Source organism: Desulfovibrio legallii (assembly GCF_900102485.1).
Lineage (GTDB): Bacteria > Desulfobacterota > Desulfovibrionia > Desulfovibrionales > Desulfovibrionaceae > Desulfovibrio > Desulfovibrio legallii_A.
Genome location: NZ_FNBX01000017.1, coordinates 45,532 through 62,170 on the forward strand (window position 1 = coordinate 45,532; position 16,639 = coordinate 62,170).

Genomic DNA, 16,639 nt, shown 5'->3' on the forward strand with positions numbered 1-16,639 from the left:
ACGTACTGTATTTTGCACAGTTAAAAATGGAAGTAGCCCGCCAAGTTGGTTAGGCTTTGGTTCATCACAACCACCCAATCAACAAGGAAGGCTACAGATGGAAGGTATCAAGGAGCGGTAGTATCCAGAATTTTTCGCACACCTGTAGCGGGTGACCATGCCCCGCTGCGTATGCGCTGCGGCCGCAGTTCCCGTTGTATTGGGCGGCGGGGCCTTCTGGATATGGAAAACCCCCGGCCTGGCCGGGGGGTGGGGGTGTTTCAGCGGCTGATGGGCGGCACGCTGCTGCCTGCCTTGAGGATGCTGCCCAGGTGTTTGCGGGCCAGGGCCAGCTCCTCCTCGGCAACGTCGGGCATGTCGCGGGAGCGGGCCCCCATTTCATTGCCCTCTTCCACAATGGCCAGGGCTGCGGCCATGCGCCCCATGACGCAGAAAAAGCGCACGGGATTCCAGCCCTTTTCCTGCACCCAGGCGGCTGCCTGCGGCGAATACAGAAAATCCGCCTTGTTGTTGCGCAGGATGGGGTGGGCCTCTTCATTGCCGGCCCGGGCCCAGGCCCGGAATTGCGGCAGCAGGTCCAGAAAGCGCAGCAGCTCTTTTTCTGTAACCGGCGGCTGTTTTTCGTAGACCGAAAGGGCAGCCTTCTGTGGTGCGCTTTTTTTGCTCGGCGCGGCGGCTGCGGCAAAGGCGAGGTCGCCCTGCGGCAGGGGCAGGCCGCAGATCGCAAGCCAGACCCCCGCCGCAAGCCCCAGTACGGGGTGGGAAAGTGCGTTTATGTTCATTCAGTACCGAACCGCGCTGAATTTGGTGAGGCGGTCCAGATTGTGGTAGGATTCCACATACCGCAGGGTGCCGGTTTTGCCGCGCAGCACCAGCGAGTGGGTCACGGCGTGCCGGGGGCTGTAGCGCACGCCGCGCAGAAAGTCGCCGCCTGAAATGCCCGTGGCCGCAAAGAAACAGTCGTCGCTGCGCACCAGGTCATGGACAGTGAGCACTTCGCGCACGTCGATGCCCGCCTCGGTGATGGCCTCTTTTTCCACATAGGACTGGGGATCGAGCCGGGCCAGCAGCTGGCCGCCCATGCCCTTGATGGCGCAGGCGGAGAGCACGCCTTCGGGCGTGCCGCCCGTGCCCATCATGATGTCCACTTCAGAGCGCGGGTCCACGGCCATGAGGGCTCCGGCCACGTCGCCGTCGGTCTGGAGCTGAATGCGGGCTCCGGCCGCGCGGATTTCGTTAATGAGTTTTTCGTGCCGGGGTTTGTCCAGCACAAAAACCACCAGATCCTGCACGCTTTTGTCCAGGGCCTTGGCCACGCGGGAGAGGTTCTCCTTCACCGGGGCGTCCAGGTCCACCACGTCGCGGGCCTCGCGGGGCACCACCAGTTTTTGCATGTAATAGCTGGGGCCGGGGTTGAACATGCTGCCGCGCGGGGCCACGCCCACCACGGAGATGGCGTTGGGCCGGCCATAGGCCAGCAGGTTGGTGCCTTCCACGGGGTCCACGGCCACGTCCAGGCTGGGGCCCGTGCCCTTGCCCACTTTTTCGCCGTTAAAGAGCATGGGAGCGTGGTCTTTTTCGCCTTCGCCGATGACCACCAGGCCGTCAATGTTGAGGGTGGAGAAGCTCACCCGCATGGCGTCCACGGCGGCGCCGTCGCCGGCCTCTTTGTCTCCCCTGCCGAGCCAGCGGGCCGAAGCCAGGGCCGCCGCCTCGGTAATGCGCACAATATCCAGGGCCAGATTTTTTTCCGGTGCTTCCGCCATGCTGTCCTCCAGGCAACGTCGTTATAAAACACTTAGCTCTTACCCCAGGGCGGGGCGCGCTTCAAGGGGAATCCTGCGCGCCTGCGCCGCGGGAGGTTTACGGTTCAGCGTCATTTGGTTTCGGGCAGGCGGTAGCGGCCCGCCACGGGCGTCTGCCAGGCCGCGCCGAAGGGCACGCGGCTCAGGTGCAGGGCCAGGGGCTCCTGGCGGCGTTTGAATTCCGCAGCAAAGAGCTTGCGCCGCACCTCCATGCGCTGGGGCGTGAGCTGCGCCGAGCCTGGGGCGGAGGGCAGCAGCAGGTCTTCCAGGATGGGGTCCAGTTCTTCGTAAGGCAGGAGGCTGTCCGAATCCTTCTGGCCTGGGCGCAGTTCCGCCGAGGGCGCTTTGGTGAAGATGTCCTCCGGGATGATCTCCTTGCCGCGGTGGGCGTTGTACCAGCGGCCCACAGCGTAGACCTGGGTTTTGGTCAGGTCGCCGATAACGGCCAGCGCGCCCACGGAATCGCCGTACAGGGTGCAGTAGCCCATGGCCCCTTCGCTTTTGTTGCCCGTATTGAGCACCAGGGCCTGGGCGCGGTTGGCCAGGGAAGTGATGAGCGTGCCCCGGATGCGGGCCTGAACGTTCTCAAAGGTGACATCGCCGGGCAGCTCAGGGAAGAGGTCCAGGCCGGGCTTGAGGGCAGCGGCAAAGGCGTCCATGAGGGGACCGATGGGTATGGCGACGGTGGCGATGCCCAGGTTGGCGGCCAGGGCTGCGGCGTCCTTGACGCTGCCCGCGCTGCTGTGGGGGGAAGGCAGCAGGACGCCGGTGACGTTTTCCGCGCCCAGGGCTTCTACGGCCACGCTGCAGACCAGGGCCGAATCCATGCCGCCGGAAATGGCCACGATGGCCCGCGAGAGGCCGCACTTGCGCACAAAGTCGCCTGTGCCCAGCACCAGGGCGCGCCAGCAGGCTTCCTCTTCGCTGGCGCAGAGAGGTTCGGGGGCCTTGCCGTTCTGGTTGGCGGCGGTATCCACCACCAGCACGTCTTCGGCGAAGGCCTTGCCCCGCGCCAGGAGCTGGCCCGTGGGGTCAAAGGCCAGGCTCTGGCCGTTGTAGATCCGGCTGTCGTTGCCGCCCGCCAGGTTTACGGAAAACAAATGCACATGGTGCCGGGCCGCCACATGGGAGAGCATGTGTTCGCCCGCTTCCTGCGCGCCCACGCAGAAGGGCGAGGCGGCCATGTGGACGATGGCGTCCACCCCGCGCTGCACCAGCTCCATGAGCGGATTGTGCCCGCTGGCGTAGCGGGTTTTCCAGAAGGCGCTCTCTTCGTTGAGGGCGTCTTCGCAGAGCACCACGCCCAGCCGCCAGCCGCCAAGTGTCACAATGCCGCAGGAGATGCCCCGGTCAAAGTAGCGGGCGTCCTCGTCCTGGGAGGGGGCCGCACCGGGGGCCTGGCCCTGATTCTGGCCCAGGTTCTGGTAGACCTTGCGCGAGACCACCTGCCAGCCGCCTTTGTGCACCAGCACGGCCGCGTTGGACAACAGGCCTGAGGCGTACACGCTGGGCACGGGCGCGCCTACCAGCAGGGCAGGGCCCTGGGCCAGGGCCGCGGCCAGCTGATCCAGAGCCCGGCGGCAGCCCCCGGCAAAGTCTTCGGCGCAAAGGTAGTGCCCTGGGGCCACGCCGCAGAGGGCCAGTTCCGGCGTGACGCACAGTTCGGCCCCGGCTGCGGCCGCCTGGCGGGCGACCTCAAGGATGTGTTTCGTGTTGCCGGCCACGTCGCCGGTGACGCTGTTGCACTGCAAGAGGGCGATTTTCATGGCGCTGTTCCCCCAATGTTAAAGAAGATTGTGCAAAGGGCCGCCAGGGGCGGCCAGAGCTTCCACCTTGCGGACGACGGCCGGATCCTCTTCCAGGGGGGGGGCGTGGAAGGGCTTTTGGCGGGCGTCCACCAGGAGGGGCGCTTCACAGGACCAGTGCTTGGCCCGTGTGGCGGCGCGGACGCCGTACACGTCCGCCGCCGGGTCCGAGCGGGTGAAGGTCACCCAGAGAAAATTATCCAGGTCGGCGGCGCAGAAGTCCGCGTCGTCCGCCACGGTCAGCAGGGGAAAGGCCTCCCGCCCCGGCCAGGCCGCCAGGGCGCGCGCCAGCTCTTCCATACGCGGATCCTGGCGGTTGCGCTCCAGGGTATGGCGCGGGCCGCCCACCACAAGCAGGCCGGGGCCGGCCACGCGTACGGGGCCGAAGCCCTGGGGCAGGGTTGGCAGGTCCGCCGCCGGGCCGCTCAGCTCCGTGCCCAGCCGCCGCCGGGCCGGGCCCGCCGCGGCCCAGATGAGCTTGGAGCCTTCGTGCAGGTCTGTTCCCGTGTAGTCCAGGGTATCGCCCGTGCTGCGGGTAAGGAAGTGCAGATCGCGGGCAAAGTCCGTGCGCTCCAGAATATGGCGCAAAAACGCGGGCACGTCGCGGGCCGAAAGGCCGGGGGCGTCCTCGTGCGCGGCCAGCAGCACGTATTTGGCCAGGGCGGTCTGTGTGGTTCCCAGCAGGTGCAGGGCGGCGGTGAGCAGCTCGCGCGGGCGGCGGGCGGCCTCATAGGGCGTGTAGCGTTCGCTGCCCAGGGCCAGCAGCAGGGGATGGACCCCGGCGGCGTCCACGGCGTGCACCTCGCGCACCCCGTGGAAGACGCGCGGCACCAGCGGCCCGGTGAGCTCGTGGATAAAATCGCCGAAGACCGTATCCTCCTGCGGCGGGCGGCCTACGGCCGTGCAGGGCCAGACGGCGTCCTTGCGGTGGAAAACGGCCTCCACCTGCAGTACCGGAAAATCGTGGGTCAGGCTGTAGTAGCCCACATGGTCGCCAAAGGGGCCTTCGGGTTTGAGGCCGGGCAGGATGTGCCCGCTGAGGCAGAAATCCGCCTGGGCAAGCACGGGCAGGGGCAGCTCTGGCGTGCGGGCAAGGGCGCAGCGCCGTCCGTCCAGCAGACCGGCGAAGCGCAGCTCCGAGAGGCCTTCGGGCAGGGGCATGACCGCCGCCACGGTGAGGCCGGGGGGGCCGCCCACATAGACGTGCACGGGCAGGGCCAGGCCCCTGGCCAGGGCGTGGGCGTGGTGCACGCCCAGCCCCCGATGGATCTGGTAGTGCAGGCCCACTTCGTTCGGGGCGTAGTCGTTGCCCGCCAGCTGCACGCGGTACATGCCCAGGTTGGCGGCCTGGGGGCCGGGAGTGTCCGGATCCTCGCTGTAGACCAGGGGCAGAGTGATGAAGGGGCCGCCGTCGCCAGGCCAGGCCGTGATCTGCGGCAAATCGCCGAGCGCGCAACGGCATTCCAGCACTGGCGCGGTTCTGGCTGGTTGTGGGCCTGCTCGCTTCACGCGGGGCAGAAGGCGCGGCAGGCCCGGCAGCGCGGCGAAAAAGCTCCAGGGCCGGCGGAGGGCGGCGGCGGGGTCGGCGGCGGCCTGCAGCAGGGCGCGCGCCGTGGGCAGGCTGTGACGGAAAATGTGGCAGAGCCGCTCCCGCGTGCCGAACAGATTGGTGAGCACGGGGAAGGACGTGCCCTTCACGCGGGTAAAGAGCAGGGCCGGAGCCTTGGCCCGGAAGGCCCGGCGCTGGATGGCGGCCAGCTCCAGATACGGATCCACCGGCGCGTCCACGCGCACGAGCTGACCATGGGCTTCCAGGTCCGTCAGGCATTCCCGCAGGGTGCGCCAGCCGGTCATCAGGCCTCCCCGCCGGGCGCGGGCGTCAGGGGCACGGGGGGCTGCAGCCCGGCCAGGCCGCGTTTGCCGGCCAGGGCCTGGCGAAAGTCGGCCAGGATGTCCGCGTGGTCAAAGGCCAGGGGCGTGGGCAGGGCGTTCAGGGGGTAGAAGGCGGCCTGGGCGGCGTCGTCTCCGGCCCGGAGCGTTTCGGGGTGCAGGGGGCGGCCCGTGAAGACCACGCTCAGGGTGTGCTGACGGGGGTCGCGGTCCGGCCGGGAATAGACGCCCAGCAGGCCGGTGAGTTCCACTTCAAGGCCGGTTTCCTCCCAAGCCTCGCGCAGGGCGGCGGCTTCGGCGGATTCGCCTTCTTCAATGAAGCCGCCCGGCAGGGCGTAGCCCAGGGGCGGGTTGTCCCGGCGGATGACGACCACGCCGCGTTCCGGCGTGTAGATGACCACATCCGTGGTGGGCGTGGGGTTGCGGTAGACGGTAGAGGCTTTGCCGCAGTGCGGGCAGCGGATTTGGCGTTGCATGGCTTTCTCCGTGGCGTTTTCCTGCGGAAATATCCGGGATAAACGCTTGCGGGCATAGTATGCCAGGCTGCGCCGCGCCGCAAGGACCGGCCGGGGAGCGTCCGGCGGCGGCAGGGGGGTGCTACCGTATGTAGTTGGGAATATTAATGATGACCTCTCTGGTGAACGTGATCATGCGCTCCATGAGCCAGGGCAGGGCCAAAAGCAGGGCCAGGAACATGCAGACGATCTTGGGGATGAAGGTCAGGGTCATTTCCTGGATCTGGGTGGCGGCCTGAATGACGCTGACCACCACGCCCACGCCCAGGCCCACGGCCAGCATGGGCAGGGCCATCATGAGGCAGAGTTCAATGGCCTGGCGGCCGAAGCCGACGACGAAATCGGGTGTCATGGGAGGGTCTCCCCGCGCCGTGCGGCGCGCGTTGCGGATTATAAGAGAAAACTGTTGACCAGCGAGCCCACCAGCAGGTTCCAGCCGTCCACCATGACGAAGAGCAGCAGCTTGAAGGGCATGGAGACCATCATGGGCGGCAGCATCATCATGCCCATGGCCAGCAGCACGCTGGAGATGACCATATCCAGCACCAGAAAGGGGATGTAGATGAGGAAGCCGATGGTAAAGGCGGTTTTCAGCTCGCTGATGACGTAAGCGGCGGCCAGGAGCATGGTGGGGACTTCGTCCTTGTTGCGTGGGGCCTCCATGTTGCTGATGGCGTAGAAGACGGAGAGGTCCTTCTCGCGCGTGTGCTTGAACATGAAGGTGCGCAGCGGGGCCTGGGCGCGGTCCAGGGCCACTTTGTAGTCGATCTGTTCGCTGAGGTAGGGCTGGAGGGCCTGGTCGTTGATCTCCTTGCCCACGGGGAACATGATGACCACCGTCATAAAAATGGCGAGGCTCGCCAGAATCTGGGTGGGCGGCAGCTGCTGGACGCCCATGGCCTGGCGCAGAAAGCTGAAGACGATGATGATGCGGGTGAAGCTGGTGACCGTGAGCATGATGGCCGGAGCCACGGAAAGCACGGTGAGCAGAAAAAGAATTTCCAGCAGGACCGAGACTTTTTCCGGCGACTGGACCCCGCCCGAAAGGGTGAGCTGCAGGGCTGGCGTGGCAATGTCCTGCGCGGCCTGGGCCAGGCCCGGCAGGAGCAGGAGGGGCAGGCTAGCGGCCGTCAGCGTCGCGACGGGCCTGATCCATAGCCTGCTGAAAAGGGGTTTCGGGTGGCTCATGGTGCGCCTCTTCCTCGTGCAAAAGGGTAATCTGCTGGTCGGTAACCCCCAGCAGCAGCCTTTTATTCAAGAAGCGTACCACCATAAGTCCCTTGCGCGGTCCCAGGGGCAATTGGGCCTCCATGACCAGCGCGCCGCGCGGCAGAGCCCCCGGACGCGGCATAAAATTGAACTTGCCGAAGCGCCGGACCAGCCAGACGGCCAGCCAGAGCACCCCCAGCAGCAGAAACAGCACGCCGATGGCCTGGGCATAGCCGCCCCAGCTGAAGGCGCTTTGCCCCAGGGTCGCGGCCTGACCGGCCGCCTGGCTTGCTGCGGCCTGACCGGCGCCTTGTCCGGCGGCCACGCCCGCGGCCTGCCCGCCGGCGTCCGCCAGGGCTATGAAGCCTGAAAGCAGGGGCGTGGGGCTAGCCAAGCTGTTTGACCCTCTCAATGGGGCTGATGATGTCCGTGAGGCGCACGCCGAATTTTTCGTTAATGACCACGGCCTCGCCGCGCGCCACCAGCTTGCCGTTGACGTAGACCTCCAGCGGCTCGCCCGCCAGTTTGTTGAGCTCCACCACGGAGCCCTGGCCCAGTTGCAGCAGCTCGTTGATGAGCAGGCGGGTCCGGCCAAGTTCCGCCGAGACGTCCAGGGGGATGTCCAGGATAAAGTCCAGCTCGCGCTTGAGGTTGTTGTCCCTGGGCTGGCGGGCCATTTCCGTCATGTCCCTGAAGTGGGCGTCCACGGCGTGTCCGCTCAGCCCGGCGTTTTCCGGCGCGGCGGATTCTTTGCCTTCCTCGTCCTTGGCCAGGGCCTCGGCCCACTGGGCGGCCAGGGCGTCTTCGTCCTGCTTGGCGTCGCCGCCCGCACTGCCCTCCGCGTCGCCGGCGGCAGGCCCGGGGGCGCTCTGGTCCGCCGCCCCGGCGGGGGCCGCGTCCTTGCCCTGCGCTTCCTTTTCCAGTTCCGCCGCCCACTGGGCGGCCAGAGCTTCCTGATCGTCCTGCGCCATTGTCCACCTCACGCCAGCGCCTCCGGCTTCAGGGCCGGGCGCTGCAACCGGGGTCGCGCCCCGGCGTTATTCCACCACAAAATCCGTAAAATACACGCGGATAACCCGTTGCGCCCCCAGAATCTGGTTGAGCCGGGCCGCCACCTCGGCCTTGAGCAGAATTTTGCCCTCCGGGGAGGCTATGTCCGCATAGCTTTTGCCCGCCAGAAGCATGATCACCGCGTCGCGCACCCGCGCGCTGTTGGTCTGAAGCTCCTTGGAGACGTCGGCGTTAACCTCCACCTCCATGCCCAGTTTGAGGTAGCGGCGCCCCGCGGGGTCAGCCAGGTTGACGGTGACGGGCGGCAAGGGCAGCACCATGCCCGCGCTGCGGGGCAGATCGCTTTGCCGCTCAATGCGCGCGCCCTGGGGTTCGCTTTGGCCGTTCGGGGCGGCCTGCCCCGGCGCGGCCTGCCCGCCCGGCGCGCTGCCCGGCGTTTTGGCCTGCCCGTGGCTTTGCCCGTCTGCGGGGGCCGCGGCCGCCGGGGCTTCCGGCGCGGCGTCGCCCGCGGCGGGCGTGCGCAGGTAGAGCCACCAGTATGCGCCCAATCCGGCCCCGCTCAGGGTCATGAGCAGGATGGCCGCAATAATGATGATGCGTTTAAGGCGCGAACGCTTTTTGGGATTTTCGGCCTGCCCCTCAGGCAGGGCCGGCGCTTCTTTTTCCTTGGCCGCCATAGTGTTCTCCAGAACCGTTCAATCCGCCCCCGGCCAGCCTTGCGCCAGGGCTCAGCCCCTGGCGGGGCGCGGGCCGAAAATATCCGTGCCGATGCGCACCAGGGTGGCCCCTTCGGCCACGGCCCCGGCAAAATCGCCGCTCATGCCCATGGAAAGCTCCGGCAGGGGCAGGCCCAGGCGCAGGCTCAGGGCGTCGCGCAGGTCGCGCAGCCGGGCAAAGTGGGGCCGGGCGGCATCGCCCGCATCAAAGACCGGGGGCAGGCACATGAGCCCCCGCAGCTCCAGGTGCGGACAGCCTTCACAGACATAATCGGCCAGTGCGGGCAAATCCTCAGCCCCCAGGCCGGATTTTTGCGTCTCTGCAGCCAGGTTCACTTCAATAAGCACGGCCTGACGCTGTTGCTGCGCCGCCAGCCGCCGCTCCAGAGCCTCGGCCAGGCGGCGGGAGTCCAGGCTGTGCAGCAGATGGAAGGCCCCGGCCACCTGGGCGGCCTTGCGGTGCTGCACATGCCCGATCATATGCCAGCGAACGCTGCCGCAGGCCGGGTCCGCCGCCAGGTCGGCCTGCTTCTGCAAGGCCTCCTGGACGTAATTTTCGCCGAAATCCGCTTGTCCGATACGGGCCAGGGCGGCGATGTCCGCTGCGGGGTGCAGCTTGGAAACGGCCACCAGGGTCACGTCAGCGCGGGGGCGTCCGGCGCGGGCGCAGGCGGCTTCCAGCCGCTCCTGCAGATTCCGGTAGCGCTGCAGCAAGGGGCTTTCCATATTGCTATTCCGCCATGAGGCCCATATCGCGCAGAAAGGCCACGTCTTCCGTCCAGTGTTCGCGCACCTTGACCCAGAGCTCCAGGTGCACCTTGCCGCCCACCAGCTCAATAATATCCTTGCGGGCCTCGGTGCCGATTTCCTTGATGCCCGCCCCGGCCCGGCCGATGACCATGGCCTTGTGCATGGGCCGGGCCACATAGATGACGGCCTGGATGAGGGTCTGGCCGCGCTCCGCATCTTCTTCCCAGTTTTCCACATCCACGGCCACGGCGTAGGGCACCTCCTGGCGCAGGTGCAGAAAGAGCTTTTCGCGGATGATCTCCGCCGCCATGAAGCGCAGGGGAGCCGTGGAGATCTGGTCTTCAGGAAACTCCGCCGGGCCTTGCGGCAGGCGGGAGCGCACCAGGGCCGCCAGCTCGGGCAGGCCGTCGCGCAGCAGGGCCGAGGCCGGGAAGATTTCGGCCCCGGGCCACATCTCGTGCAGCGTGGTGAGCAGCGGCAGCATGCGGCTTTTATCCGCAAACAGGTCCACCTTGTTGACCACCACGATCATGGGGCGCGTATCGCTGGCAAGGGCCTGGGCCACGGGGGCCAGGTCGCGCTCCAGGAATTCCGGGTGGCGGATGTAGAGGTGGGCGTCCAGCACGGGCATGATGACGTCCGCCTGGCCCAGGCTCTGCCAGACGGCCTGGAGCATGGTTTTGCTCAGGCGGCCGCGCAGCTGGGTAAGGCCCGGCGTATCCATAAAGATGATCTGCGAGCCCGGATCTGTGAGGATGCCCACAATCTGGTTGCGCGTGGTCTGCGGCTTGGGGGTGACAATGGTCACCTTCTGCCCCAGAAGAGCGTTGAGCAGGGTGGATTTGCCCGCATTGGGCGGCCCCATAAGGGCCACCCGGCCACAGCGGTGGTGCTGGTCCGTCATGCCTTCTCCCGGCCGGCGAGGCCGGCCTTGCGCCCGCGTGGCGGGCCTTGTGGAAACAGTGTCAAAACAGTCTTTCTGTCCCACATCCGCGCGCCGGGGTCAAGCGGGCGGTCTTGACGCGCGCGCGGGGGGCGCTTACTCTGCTCGCATGTTTACGCTGTTTACCTATATGGCCCTCATCGTGGGCGTGAACTGGGGCTTTGCCGTTACGCCGCTCATTGCGCTGCCCAACGGCGAAATGTGGCCGCCCATGTCCCTGGTGGTGGGCTTCATTTTTGTGGTGCGGGACTATGCCCAGCGTCGCGTGGGGCACCATGTGCTCTGGGCCATGCTGGTGGGCTGCGTGGTGAGCTGGTACATGGCCACGCCGCAACTGGCCGTGGCCAGCGCCGCCGCCTTCGCCGTGGGCGAACTGGGCGATTGGGCGCTGTACACCTTTACCCGGCGTCCTTTTTCGCAGCGCATCCTGCTTTCCAGCCTGCTGGGCGCGCCGCTGGACAGCATCGTTTTTCTGGGGCTCATCGGCCTGGCCACGCCCTGGTCTGTGGTCATCATGAGCCTGAGCAAGCTGGTGGGCGCGTTGCTGGTTTTCTGGCTGGTGCGGCGGCGCGAACTGCGCGAATACGCCCTGGCCGAACCGCGCCCGTAACAGGAGCCCGCAACAGGACGCCGCCCCGGTTTTTCTTGTTTGCCGCGGGCGTAAGGGGCTAGCGCGGCGTCTTTGTTTCCCGGCGCAGCATTTTCCCCCTTCCCAGGCGGAACGCCCTGAGGCGCGGTCAGCCTGGGCCATACCGCCAGCGCGCGTCAGGGAACTTCCGGCGCGCAGGAGAACTCGCCATGAAAGCACTTTCCCGTTTTTTTGCGCCTTGCCTGCTGGCGGGCGCGCTCCTGGGCTGCACGACCTCCGGTCCGCAGAAGGCCCTTGACGCCCAGGCCGACGCCTTGAGCAAGAACGACAGCGCGGCCTTTCTGGCCCAGATGGATCTGAAAGCCTTTGCCGCCAACCAGGTCAAAAACATGACCCGCGACGATCAGGCCCTGAGCACCCTGGATTCCATGGGGCGCATGCTGGGCCTGGGCGGCATGGACGAGCTGCTGGGCAGCGTTATCGATATGGAAGCCCGGCTCGGCAAACAGTACACCCGGGGCGTGAGCACGGGCGAACTGGCGGCCCAGTGCCGCACGGCCGCAACCCCCGACTGCCCCTGGGTGCCGGAAAGCCTGCGCAAGGCGCAGGTGACGGAGCTGGGGCAGGACGCCGCCGTGGCCAAGGTCACCACGCCTGCGGGCATGACCAGCTGGCTGGCCCTGCGCAAGAAGGGCGAGCGCTGGCTGGTGGTGGGCCAGGCCATGCTGGAAGGCACGGCCAAGGAGTACGCCGCCGGGGCCGCCCCGCAGGAAAAACAGACGCCGCCCGCCGCACCGCGCAAGCCCGCGCCCGATGCCCCTGCGCCCGATGCCCCTGCGCCGGATAAGCTCGCGCCGGATAAGCTCGCGCCGGACAACCGCGCCGACAACCAGGGCGTGACCAAACTGTAACGCACGCGATTTTTCTGCATGGCAGGGCCGGAGCGGCCCCGCCCATGCCGGGCGCAACAACGGCGCGCCGCGGGTTCCCGTGGCGCGCCGTTGTATTGGGGCATTTCAACTTTGAAAAGCCCTGGCGGCGGCGTGAGCAGAGCCTGCCGTAAAGGCGCAAAGCGCAGCACTGCTGCGCTGTTACACGCCGGAACGAGCGTGCCTAAGCATTACGAATGCCTGTTCTTAAAAGAAGGTAATCCGCTCCATGCGCCAGCTGCTTTCCGGCCGCAAGGCGGCGGAGCGACGCCCTTCCGGCGCGCCGCCCCGCACTGTGGCCTTATTTGCCCTGCAGCATCTTTACGGCGCAGAATTTGCCGCACATGGCGCAGACTTCTTCACTCTTGTGGGCCTCCCGGCGTTTGGCCAGGGTGCCGGGGTCCAGGGCGGCCTTGGCCATGCCGTCCCAGTCCAGGGCGCGGCGGGCCTGATTCATGGCGGCTTCGCGAGCCACGGCGCGGGGGCGGCCCAAGGCCACTTCGCCCACCTGCGCGGCCACGCGGGAGGCCATGACCCCGGCGCGCACGTCGGCCTCGTCGGGCAGGGTCAGGTGTTCGGCCGGGGTAAGGTAGCAGAGGAAGTCCACGCCCGCCTCCACGGCCAGCGCGCCGCCAATGGCCCCGGCAATGTGGTCGTAGCCGGGGGCGCTGTCGCAGCACAAGGGGCCCAGCACATAGAGCGGGGCGTTGTGGGTAAGGCGCTTGATGCCCTGAATCTGGGTGCGCACCTGGTTAAGCGGCACATGTCCGGGGCCTTCGATCATGCACTGCACGCCGCGCTCCAGAGCGTAGCGGGCCAGTTGCCCCAGGTTGATGACTTCCTCCCACTGGGCCGCGTCGCCCGCGTCTACGCCCGCGCCGGGGCGCAGGCCGTCGCCCAGGGAAAGGGTGACGTTGTGGGGACGGCAGATTTCCACCAGGCGGTCAAAATCTTCCAGCAGAGGGTTTTCGCGGTCGTTTTCCAGCATCCAGCGGGCCAGCATGGAGCCGCCGCGCGAAACGATGCCCAGCGCGCGGTTGTTTTTGACGGCCATTTCCGCACCACGGCGGGAAAGGCCGCAGTGCACGGTCATGAAGTCCACGCCCTGGCGCGCCTGTTTGGCAATCTCGTCAAAAAGCTGGTCCGGGTGCATGCTGGCGATGTCTTTGTCCGCGTCTAGGATGCGCTGGCCCACGGCATAAAGGGGCACCGTGCCCAGGGGCCGGGGGCAGGCCGCCAGCATGCCCGTGCGCAGGGCGTCCAGATCCCCGGCGATGGAAAGATCCATGACCGTATGGGCCCCGGCATCCAGCGCGGCCTTGATTTTGCGCTCTTCAGTATGCGGGCAGTTGCACAGGGGGGATGTGCCGATATTGGCGTTGACCTTGACGCTGGCGGGCTGGCCCACCAGGATGGGCTCAAGGCCCGGATGGGCGGGGTTGCCCAGCAGGACCATGCTGCCCGCTTCCAGGGCGTCGGTGACGGTTTCGGGGGCAAGCTGCTCCTGGCTGGCCAGGTCGGCGAGGTGCCGGTCGAGCAGCCCGCGCAGGGCGGCGTTCTGGGAAAGGAGTTGTCGGGACATGGGTGCCTCGCGGGTTGCGACGCAGGGCGCGAAAAAAGCCACAAGCAGCGGGTGACAGCATGTGGCCGCGGCTTCCCTCCGGCAGTGCGAACTGCGTCAGGTTCATAGGGTCTGGGTTGGCCCACTCTCAGCAGCAAGCCTGAACGGCTTGCGGCTCCCCTAGCTCGGCTTCAACATAGCCCTGGCGCGTCCGCTTGTAAAGCTCCCCGCTTGCAATCGGGCCTCTGGTGGCATACATGGGGAGCATGCGCCGCAATCGTCTGTTCAGTCCCTTTACCTGGCCGGTCTATTCTTTTTTGCTGGTCATCGCCTTGGGCGCGCTTTTGCTGCGGTTGCCCGCCAGCTGCCGTCCCGGCCGGGAGCTGGACTTTGTGGACGCCGCGTTTCTGTCCACCTCGGCCGTATGCGTCACGGGGCTTTCCCCGGTGGACGTGGGCGCGGTGCTGAGCCCGCTGGGCAAGGTTGTGCTCCTGGCGCTCATGCAGCTGGGGGGTCTGGGCGTCATGACCTATACGAGCATCATTTTTTTGCTCTGGCGCAAGGCCGTGCCTTTTTCCAGCCGCGAGGCCGTAAGCCAGGCCTTGCTCGGCGGGGACTTCAGCCTGCGGGCTTTTCTGTTTCAGGTGCTGGGGCTGGTGCTGAGCATAGAGGCTGTGGCGGCCTTTTTGCTCTACTGGCACGACCCTGTGGCCTTTTATCCTTTCAGCGCCGTGTTCCATGCGGTTTCGTCCTTCTGCAACGCCGGTTTCTCGCTCAATTCCAACAATCTCATGAGCTTTCGGCAGGATTGGGTGGTCATCGGCATCATTTGCAGCAGCGTCTTTCTGGGCGGGGTGGGCTTCGGCGTGCTGCGCGAGTGCCTGGGCCTGTGCACGGGCGGCAGGCTGGGCGCGCCGGTGCGGCGCTTCAGCCGCTTCAGCCGTCTGGTGCTCAAGACCACGCTTTTTCTAGTTCTTTTCGGCGCGGCGCTCATCTACGGCATTGAGCACCTGCGCACGGGCAATGAGGCGGACCTGGGCGAGGGCGCGGCCCTGGCGAGCACGGCTTTGTTCCAGTCCGTGGCGGCGCGCACGGCGGGCTTTAATATTGTGGACACCACCGCCCTGAGCGAGGCCTCGCTGCTGGTGCTCATGGCCCTCATGTTTGTGGGCGGGGGGCCGGGATCCTGTGCCGGGGGCATTAAGGTGGTGGCCTTTCGCGTGCTGGCGGGCTATGTGGCGGCGCAGTTTCGCGGCGACCGGCAGATTGTGCTGGAAGGGCGGGGCGTGCCGCGGGGCAACGTCACCCGCGCCCTGACCCTGTTTTTTGTCTATTCCCTGCTCATCGGCCTGACCACGTTTGCGCTGAGCATTACCGAGCACGGCATTCTGGGCGGCGCGCAGCCGCCGGGGCCCTCGCTGCTGGGCATTCTGTTCGAGGCCGTATCGGCCCTGGGCACGGTGGGGCTTTCTCTGGATCTGACCCCCCAGCTCAGCGCCGGGGGCAAGGTCATTATTATGATTAATATGTTTGCGGGGCGCGTGGGGTTGCTCAGCCTGCTCATGGCCGTGCAGAGCCTGCAGCCGCGCAAGGCGTATACGGTAGCGGAAACTGAGCTGCCCATTGGTTAGAGCAGATTGCCTTTGAGAATAGGCATTCTCAAAGTGTAAGGCGCGCTCGTTTCGGCGCTTAACAGCGCAAATAAATTGCGCTTACGCCTCCACAGCGGGCGTCTGCTCACGCAGATCCGCCAGGGCATTGCAACGTTGCAATGCCCTGGGGCAGATTGCCTTTGAGAATAGACATTCTCAAAGTGTAAGGCGCGCAGGGCGCTTGCTCCGGCGCCGCACGGGCCGGACAGCCCCGCGCGGGAGAAAAAACATATGGCGGAAAAAAAACAGGAAATAGGCGTCATCGGCCTGGGCAAATTCGGCCTGCGCATGGCCACCACCCTGGTTTCGCTGGGGCATACCGTGGTGGGCATAGACCAGGCCGAGGGCCCGGTGCAGCGGGCCGAAGAAGCGTTGGATTCGGTGTACAAGGCGGACGCCACCAATATTGCCGTGCTGCGCTCCCTGCATGTGCAGGATCTGGACTGGGTGGTCATCAGCGTGGGTCAGAGCGTGGAGCAGTCCCTGAGCATTACCCTTAACGTGCAGGAGCTGGGCGGCCCCAAAATCTGGGTCAAGGCTTCCAATGAGGAGCACAAGAAGATCCTGCAGCGCCTGCATGTGAACCGCGCCCTGGTGCCGGAAATGGAGGCCGCGGTTATGGCCGCGCACCAGCTTACCTATCCCGGCATGCTGGACCTCATTCCCAAGTACGGCGGCATTGCCATTCAGGAACTGCGCGTGGACCAGTGGGACGGAAAAACCCTCATCGATCTCAACCTCATGCAGCGCTTCAACGTTATGGTGCTGGGCATCCGTCCGGTAGGGGAGTATTCTTTTATGTTTGTGCCGCCGGCGATGACGGTGCTGCACCGGGGCGACACACTGGTGGTGGCGGGCCGGGCCAACGCCATGGGGGAACTGCAGCCCTGACGGGGCGGGGATCCTGGCCGGGCTGCGGCCCACGCGCGCCCGCGCCCACCTCCCAGGAAAAGGCAGCCGTAATATGGAAGGGGCGCGCCATGCGCAATGGCCGGGGGAAATCGCGTCAGCGCGACGGCGCTCTGGAACGGTGCGAACCCGTCCGTTCAAGGTGTGCCCGTTGTGTCGTCTGAGGAGGGTTTTTCCGCCGCCTTCGCCGTCCGCATTCCTTCCCTGGAGCAGATTACCTTTGAGAACAGGCATGCTCAACGTGTACGGCACGCTCGTTTCAGCGCTTAACAGCACAAATATATTGTAGTTACGCCTCGCGGGCGTCTGCTCACCCAGCCGCCAGGGCACTCCAACGTTGCAATGCCCTGAATCT

At 66.5% G+C, this 16,639-nt stretch carries 17 protein-coding genes; 4 read left to right on the forward strand and 13 right to left on the reverse strand.

The window, feature by feature from the left end:
* Nucleotides 1-260: 260 nt before the first annotated feature.
* From BLS55_RS09810 to era, 12 genes are all read right to left on the reverse strand, one after another.
* A complete protein-coding gene (locus BLS55_RS09810; protein WP_257243207.1) occupies nt 261-782 on the reverse strand; it encodes a serine/threonine protein phosphatase in 522 nt (173 codons plus the stop codon).
* Nucleotides 783-1,766: a class II fructose-bisphosphatase gene (glpX, locus tag BLS55_RS09815; RefSeq protein ID WP_092154744.1), complete on the reverse strand. Its 984-nt coding sequence runs from the start codon at nt 1,764-1,766 to the stop codon at nt 783-785.
* A gap of 110 nt (nt 1,767-1,876) precedes the next feature.
* The gene (gene nadE / locus BLS55_RS09820; RefSeq protein ID WP_092154746.1) at nt 1,877-3,571 is read right to left on the reverse strand and encodes an NAD(+) synthase; all 1,695 of its coding nucleotides are present in this window, start codon (nt 3,569-3,571) and stop codon (nt 1,877-1,879) included.
* Between the two features lie 18 nt (nt 3,572-3,589).
* The gene (locus tag BLS55_RS09825) at nt 3,590-5,464 is read right to left on the reverse strand and encodes a UbiD family decarboxylase (RefSeq protein WP_092154748.1); all 1,875 of its coding nucleotides are present in this window, start codon (nt 5,462-5,464) and stop codon (nt 3,590-3,592) included.
* Nucleotides 5,464-5,976 (reverse strand): NUDIX domain-containing protein, encoded by a 513-nt coding sequence (locus BLS55_RS09830; protein WP_092154750.1) that lies wholly within the window; start codon nt 5,974-5,976, stop codon nt 5,464-5,466. Before BLS55_RS09830 ends, BLS55_RS09825 begins: the two co-directional genes overlap by 1 nt.
* A 121-nt stretch (nt 5,977-6,097) precedes the next feature.
* Nucleotides 6,098-6,367: a flagellar biosynthesis protein FliQ gene (gene fliQ, locus BLS55_RS09835; RefSeq protein WP_092154752.1), complete on the reverse strand. Its 270-nt coding sequence runs from the start codon at nt 6,365-6,367 to the stop codon at nt 6,098-6,100.
* Nucleotides 6,368-6,405: 38 nt separating this feature from the next.
* Nucleotides 6,406-7,203, reverse strand: coding sequence for a flagellar type III secretion system pore protein FliP (fliP, locus tag BLS55_RS09840; protein ID WP_257243208.1), 798 nt, complete (start codon nt 7,201-7,203; stop codon nt 6,406-6,408).
* Nucleotides 7,136-7,618 carry a flagellar biosynthetic protein FliO gene (fliO, locus tag BLS55_RS09845; protein ID WP_092154754.1) on the reverse strand — a complete coding sequence of 161 codons (483 nt, stop codon included), beginning with the start codon at nt 7,616-7,618 and terminating at the stop codon, nt 7,136-7,138. The genes fliP and fliO overlap by 68 nt, the downstream gene beginning before the upstream one ends.
* A complete protein-coding gene (gene fliN / locus BLS55_RS09850; RefSeq protein ID WP_092154756.1) occupies nt 7,611-8,195 on the reverse strand; it encodes a flagellar motor switch protein FliN in 585 nt (194 codons plus the stop codon). The genes fliO and fliN overlap by 8 nt, the downstream gene beginning before the upstream one ends.
* A 66-nt stretch (nt 8,196-8,261) precedes the next feature.
* Nucleotides 8,262-8,912, reverse strand: coding sequence for a flagellar basal body-associated FliL family protein (locus BLS55_RS09855; protein WP_092154758.1), 651 nt, complete (start codon nt 8,910-8,912; stop codon nt 8,262-8,264).
* A 51-nt stretch (nt 8,913-8,963) separates the two neighbouring features.
* A complete protein-coding gene (locus BLS55_RS09860; RefSeq protein ID WP_092154760.1) occupies nt 8,964-9,677 on the reverse strand; it encodes a YggS family pyridoxal phosphate-dependent enzyme in 714 nt (237 codons plus the stop codon).
* 4 nt (nt 9,678-9,681) lie between these two features.
* Nucleotides 9,682-10,605: a GTPase Era gene (era, locus tag BLS55_RS09865; RefSeq protein ID WP_092154762.1), complete on the reverse strand. Its 924-nt coding sequence runs from the start codon at nt 10,603-10,605 to the stop codon at nt 9,682-9,684.
* Nucleotides 10,606-10,753: 148 nt separating this feature from the next.
* On the opposite strand from era, the gene BLS55_RS09870 reads away from it, so the two are divergent.
* Together BLS55_RS09870 and BLS55_RS09875 are read left to right on the forward strand one after the other, a co-directional pair.
* Entirely contained in the window at nt 10,754-11,254 is a 501-nt protein-coding gene (locus BLS55_RS09870) for a VUT family protein (protein WP_092154764.1), read from the forward strand.
* 188 nt (nt 11,255-11,442) lie between these two features.
* Nucleotides 11,443-12,144, forward strand: coding sequence for a hypothetical protein (locus tag BLS55_RS09875; protein ID WP_092154766.1), 702 nt, complete (start codon nt 11,443-11,445; stop codon nt 12,142-12,144).
* 319 nt (nt 12,145-12,463) lie between these two features.
* Here BLS55_RS09875 and thiC read toward each other — a convergent pair whose 3' ends face one another.
* Complete coding sequence (thiC, locus tag BLS55_RS09880; RefSeq protein WP_092154768.1) at nt 12,464-13,744, reverse strand: phosphomethylpyrimidine synthase ThiC; 1,281 nt, start codon at nt 13,742-13,744, stop codon at nt 12,464-12,466.
* A gap of 245 nt (nt 13,745-13,989) precedes the next feature.
* On the opposite strand from thiC, the gene BLS55_RS09885 reads away from it, so the two are divergent.
* A complete protein-coding gene (locus BLS55_RS09885) occupies nt 13,990-15,354 on the forward strand; it encodes a TrkH family potassium uptake protein (RefSeq protein ID WP_092154776.1) in 1,365 nt (454 codons plus the stop codon).
* A gap of 252 nt (nt 15,355-15,606) precedes the next feature.
* Nucleotides 15,607-16,266, forward strand: coding sequence for a potassium channel family protein (locus BLS55_RS09890; RefSeq protein ID WP_092154770.1), 660 nt, complete (start codon nt 15,607-15,609; stop codon nt 16,264-16,266).
* Nucleotides 16,267-16,639: the final 373 nt, after the last annotated feature.

Excerpts from the sequence above, each read along its gene's own strand:
- BLS55_RS09890 (WP_092154770.1), top strand. The coding sequence starts at position 15,607 with ATGGCGGAAAAAAAACAGGAAATAGGCGTCATCGGCCTGGGCAAATTC.
- BLS55_RS09825 (WP_092154748.1), bottom strand. The coding sequence starts at position 5,464 with ATGACCGGCTGGCGCACCCTGCGGGAATGCCTGACGGACCTGGAAGCC.
- thiC (WP_092154768.1), bottom strand. The coding sequence starts at position 13,744 with ATGTCCCGACAACTCCTTTCCCAGAACGCCGCCCTGCGCGGGCTGCTC.
- nadE (WP_092154746.1), bottom strand. The coding sequence starts at position 3,571 with ATGAAAATCGCCCTCTTGCAGTGCAACAGCGTCACCGGCGACGTGGCC.
- fliQ (WP_092154752.1), bottom strand. The coding sequence starts at position 6,367 with ATGACACCCGATTTCGTCGTCGGCTTCGGCCGCCAGGCCATTGAACTC.
- fliN (WP_092154756.1), bottom strand. The coding sequence starts at position 8,195 with ATGGCGCAGGACGATCAGGAAGCTCTGGCCGCCCAGTGGGCGGCGGAA.
- BLS55_RS09855 (WP_092154758.1), bottom strand. The coding sequence starts at position 8,912 with ATGGCGGCCAAGGAAAAAGAAGCGCCGGCCCTGCCTGAGGGGCAGGCC.
- BLS55_RS09870 (WP_092154764.1), top strand. The coding sequence starts at position 10,754 with ATGTTTACGCTGTTTACCTATATGGCCCTCATCGTGGGCGTGAACTGG.
- era (WP_092154762.1), bottom strand. The coding sequence starts at position 10,605 with ATGACGGACCAGCACCACCGCTGTGGCCGGGTGGCCCTTATGGGGCCG.
- BLS55_RS09875 (WP_092154766.1), top strand. The coding sequence starts at position 11,443 with ATGAAAGCACTTTCCCGTTTTTTTGCGCCTTGCCTGCTGGCGGGCGCG.
- BLS55_RS09830 (WP_092154750.1), bottom strand. The coding sequence starts at position 5,976 with ATGCAACGCCAAATCCGCTGCCCGCACTGCGGCAAAGCCTCTACCGTC.
- BLS55_RS09810 (WP_257243207.1), bottom strand. The coding sequence starts at position 782 with ATGAACATAAACGCACTTTCCCACCCCGTACTGGGGCTTGCGGCGGGG.
- BLS55_RS09860 (WP_092154760.1), bottom strand. The coding sequence starts at position 9,677 with ATGGAAAGCCCCTTGCTGCAGCGCTACCGGAATCTGCAGGAGCGGCTG.
- BLS55_RS09885 (WP_092154776.1), top strand. The coding sequence starts at position 13,990 with ATGCGCCGCAATCGTCTGTTCAGTCCCTTTACCTGGCCGGTCTATTCT.
- glpX (WP_092154744.1), bottom strand. The coding sequence starts at position 1,766 with ATGGCGGAAGCACCGGAAAAAAATCTGGCCCTGGATATTGTGCGCATT.
- fliP (WP_257243208.1), bottom strand. The coding sequence starts at position 7,203 with ATGAGCCACCCGAAACCCCTTTTCAGCAGGCTATGGATCAGGCCCGTC.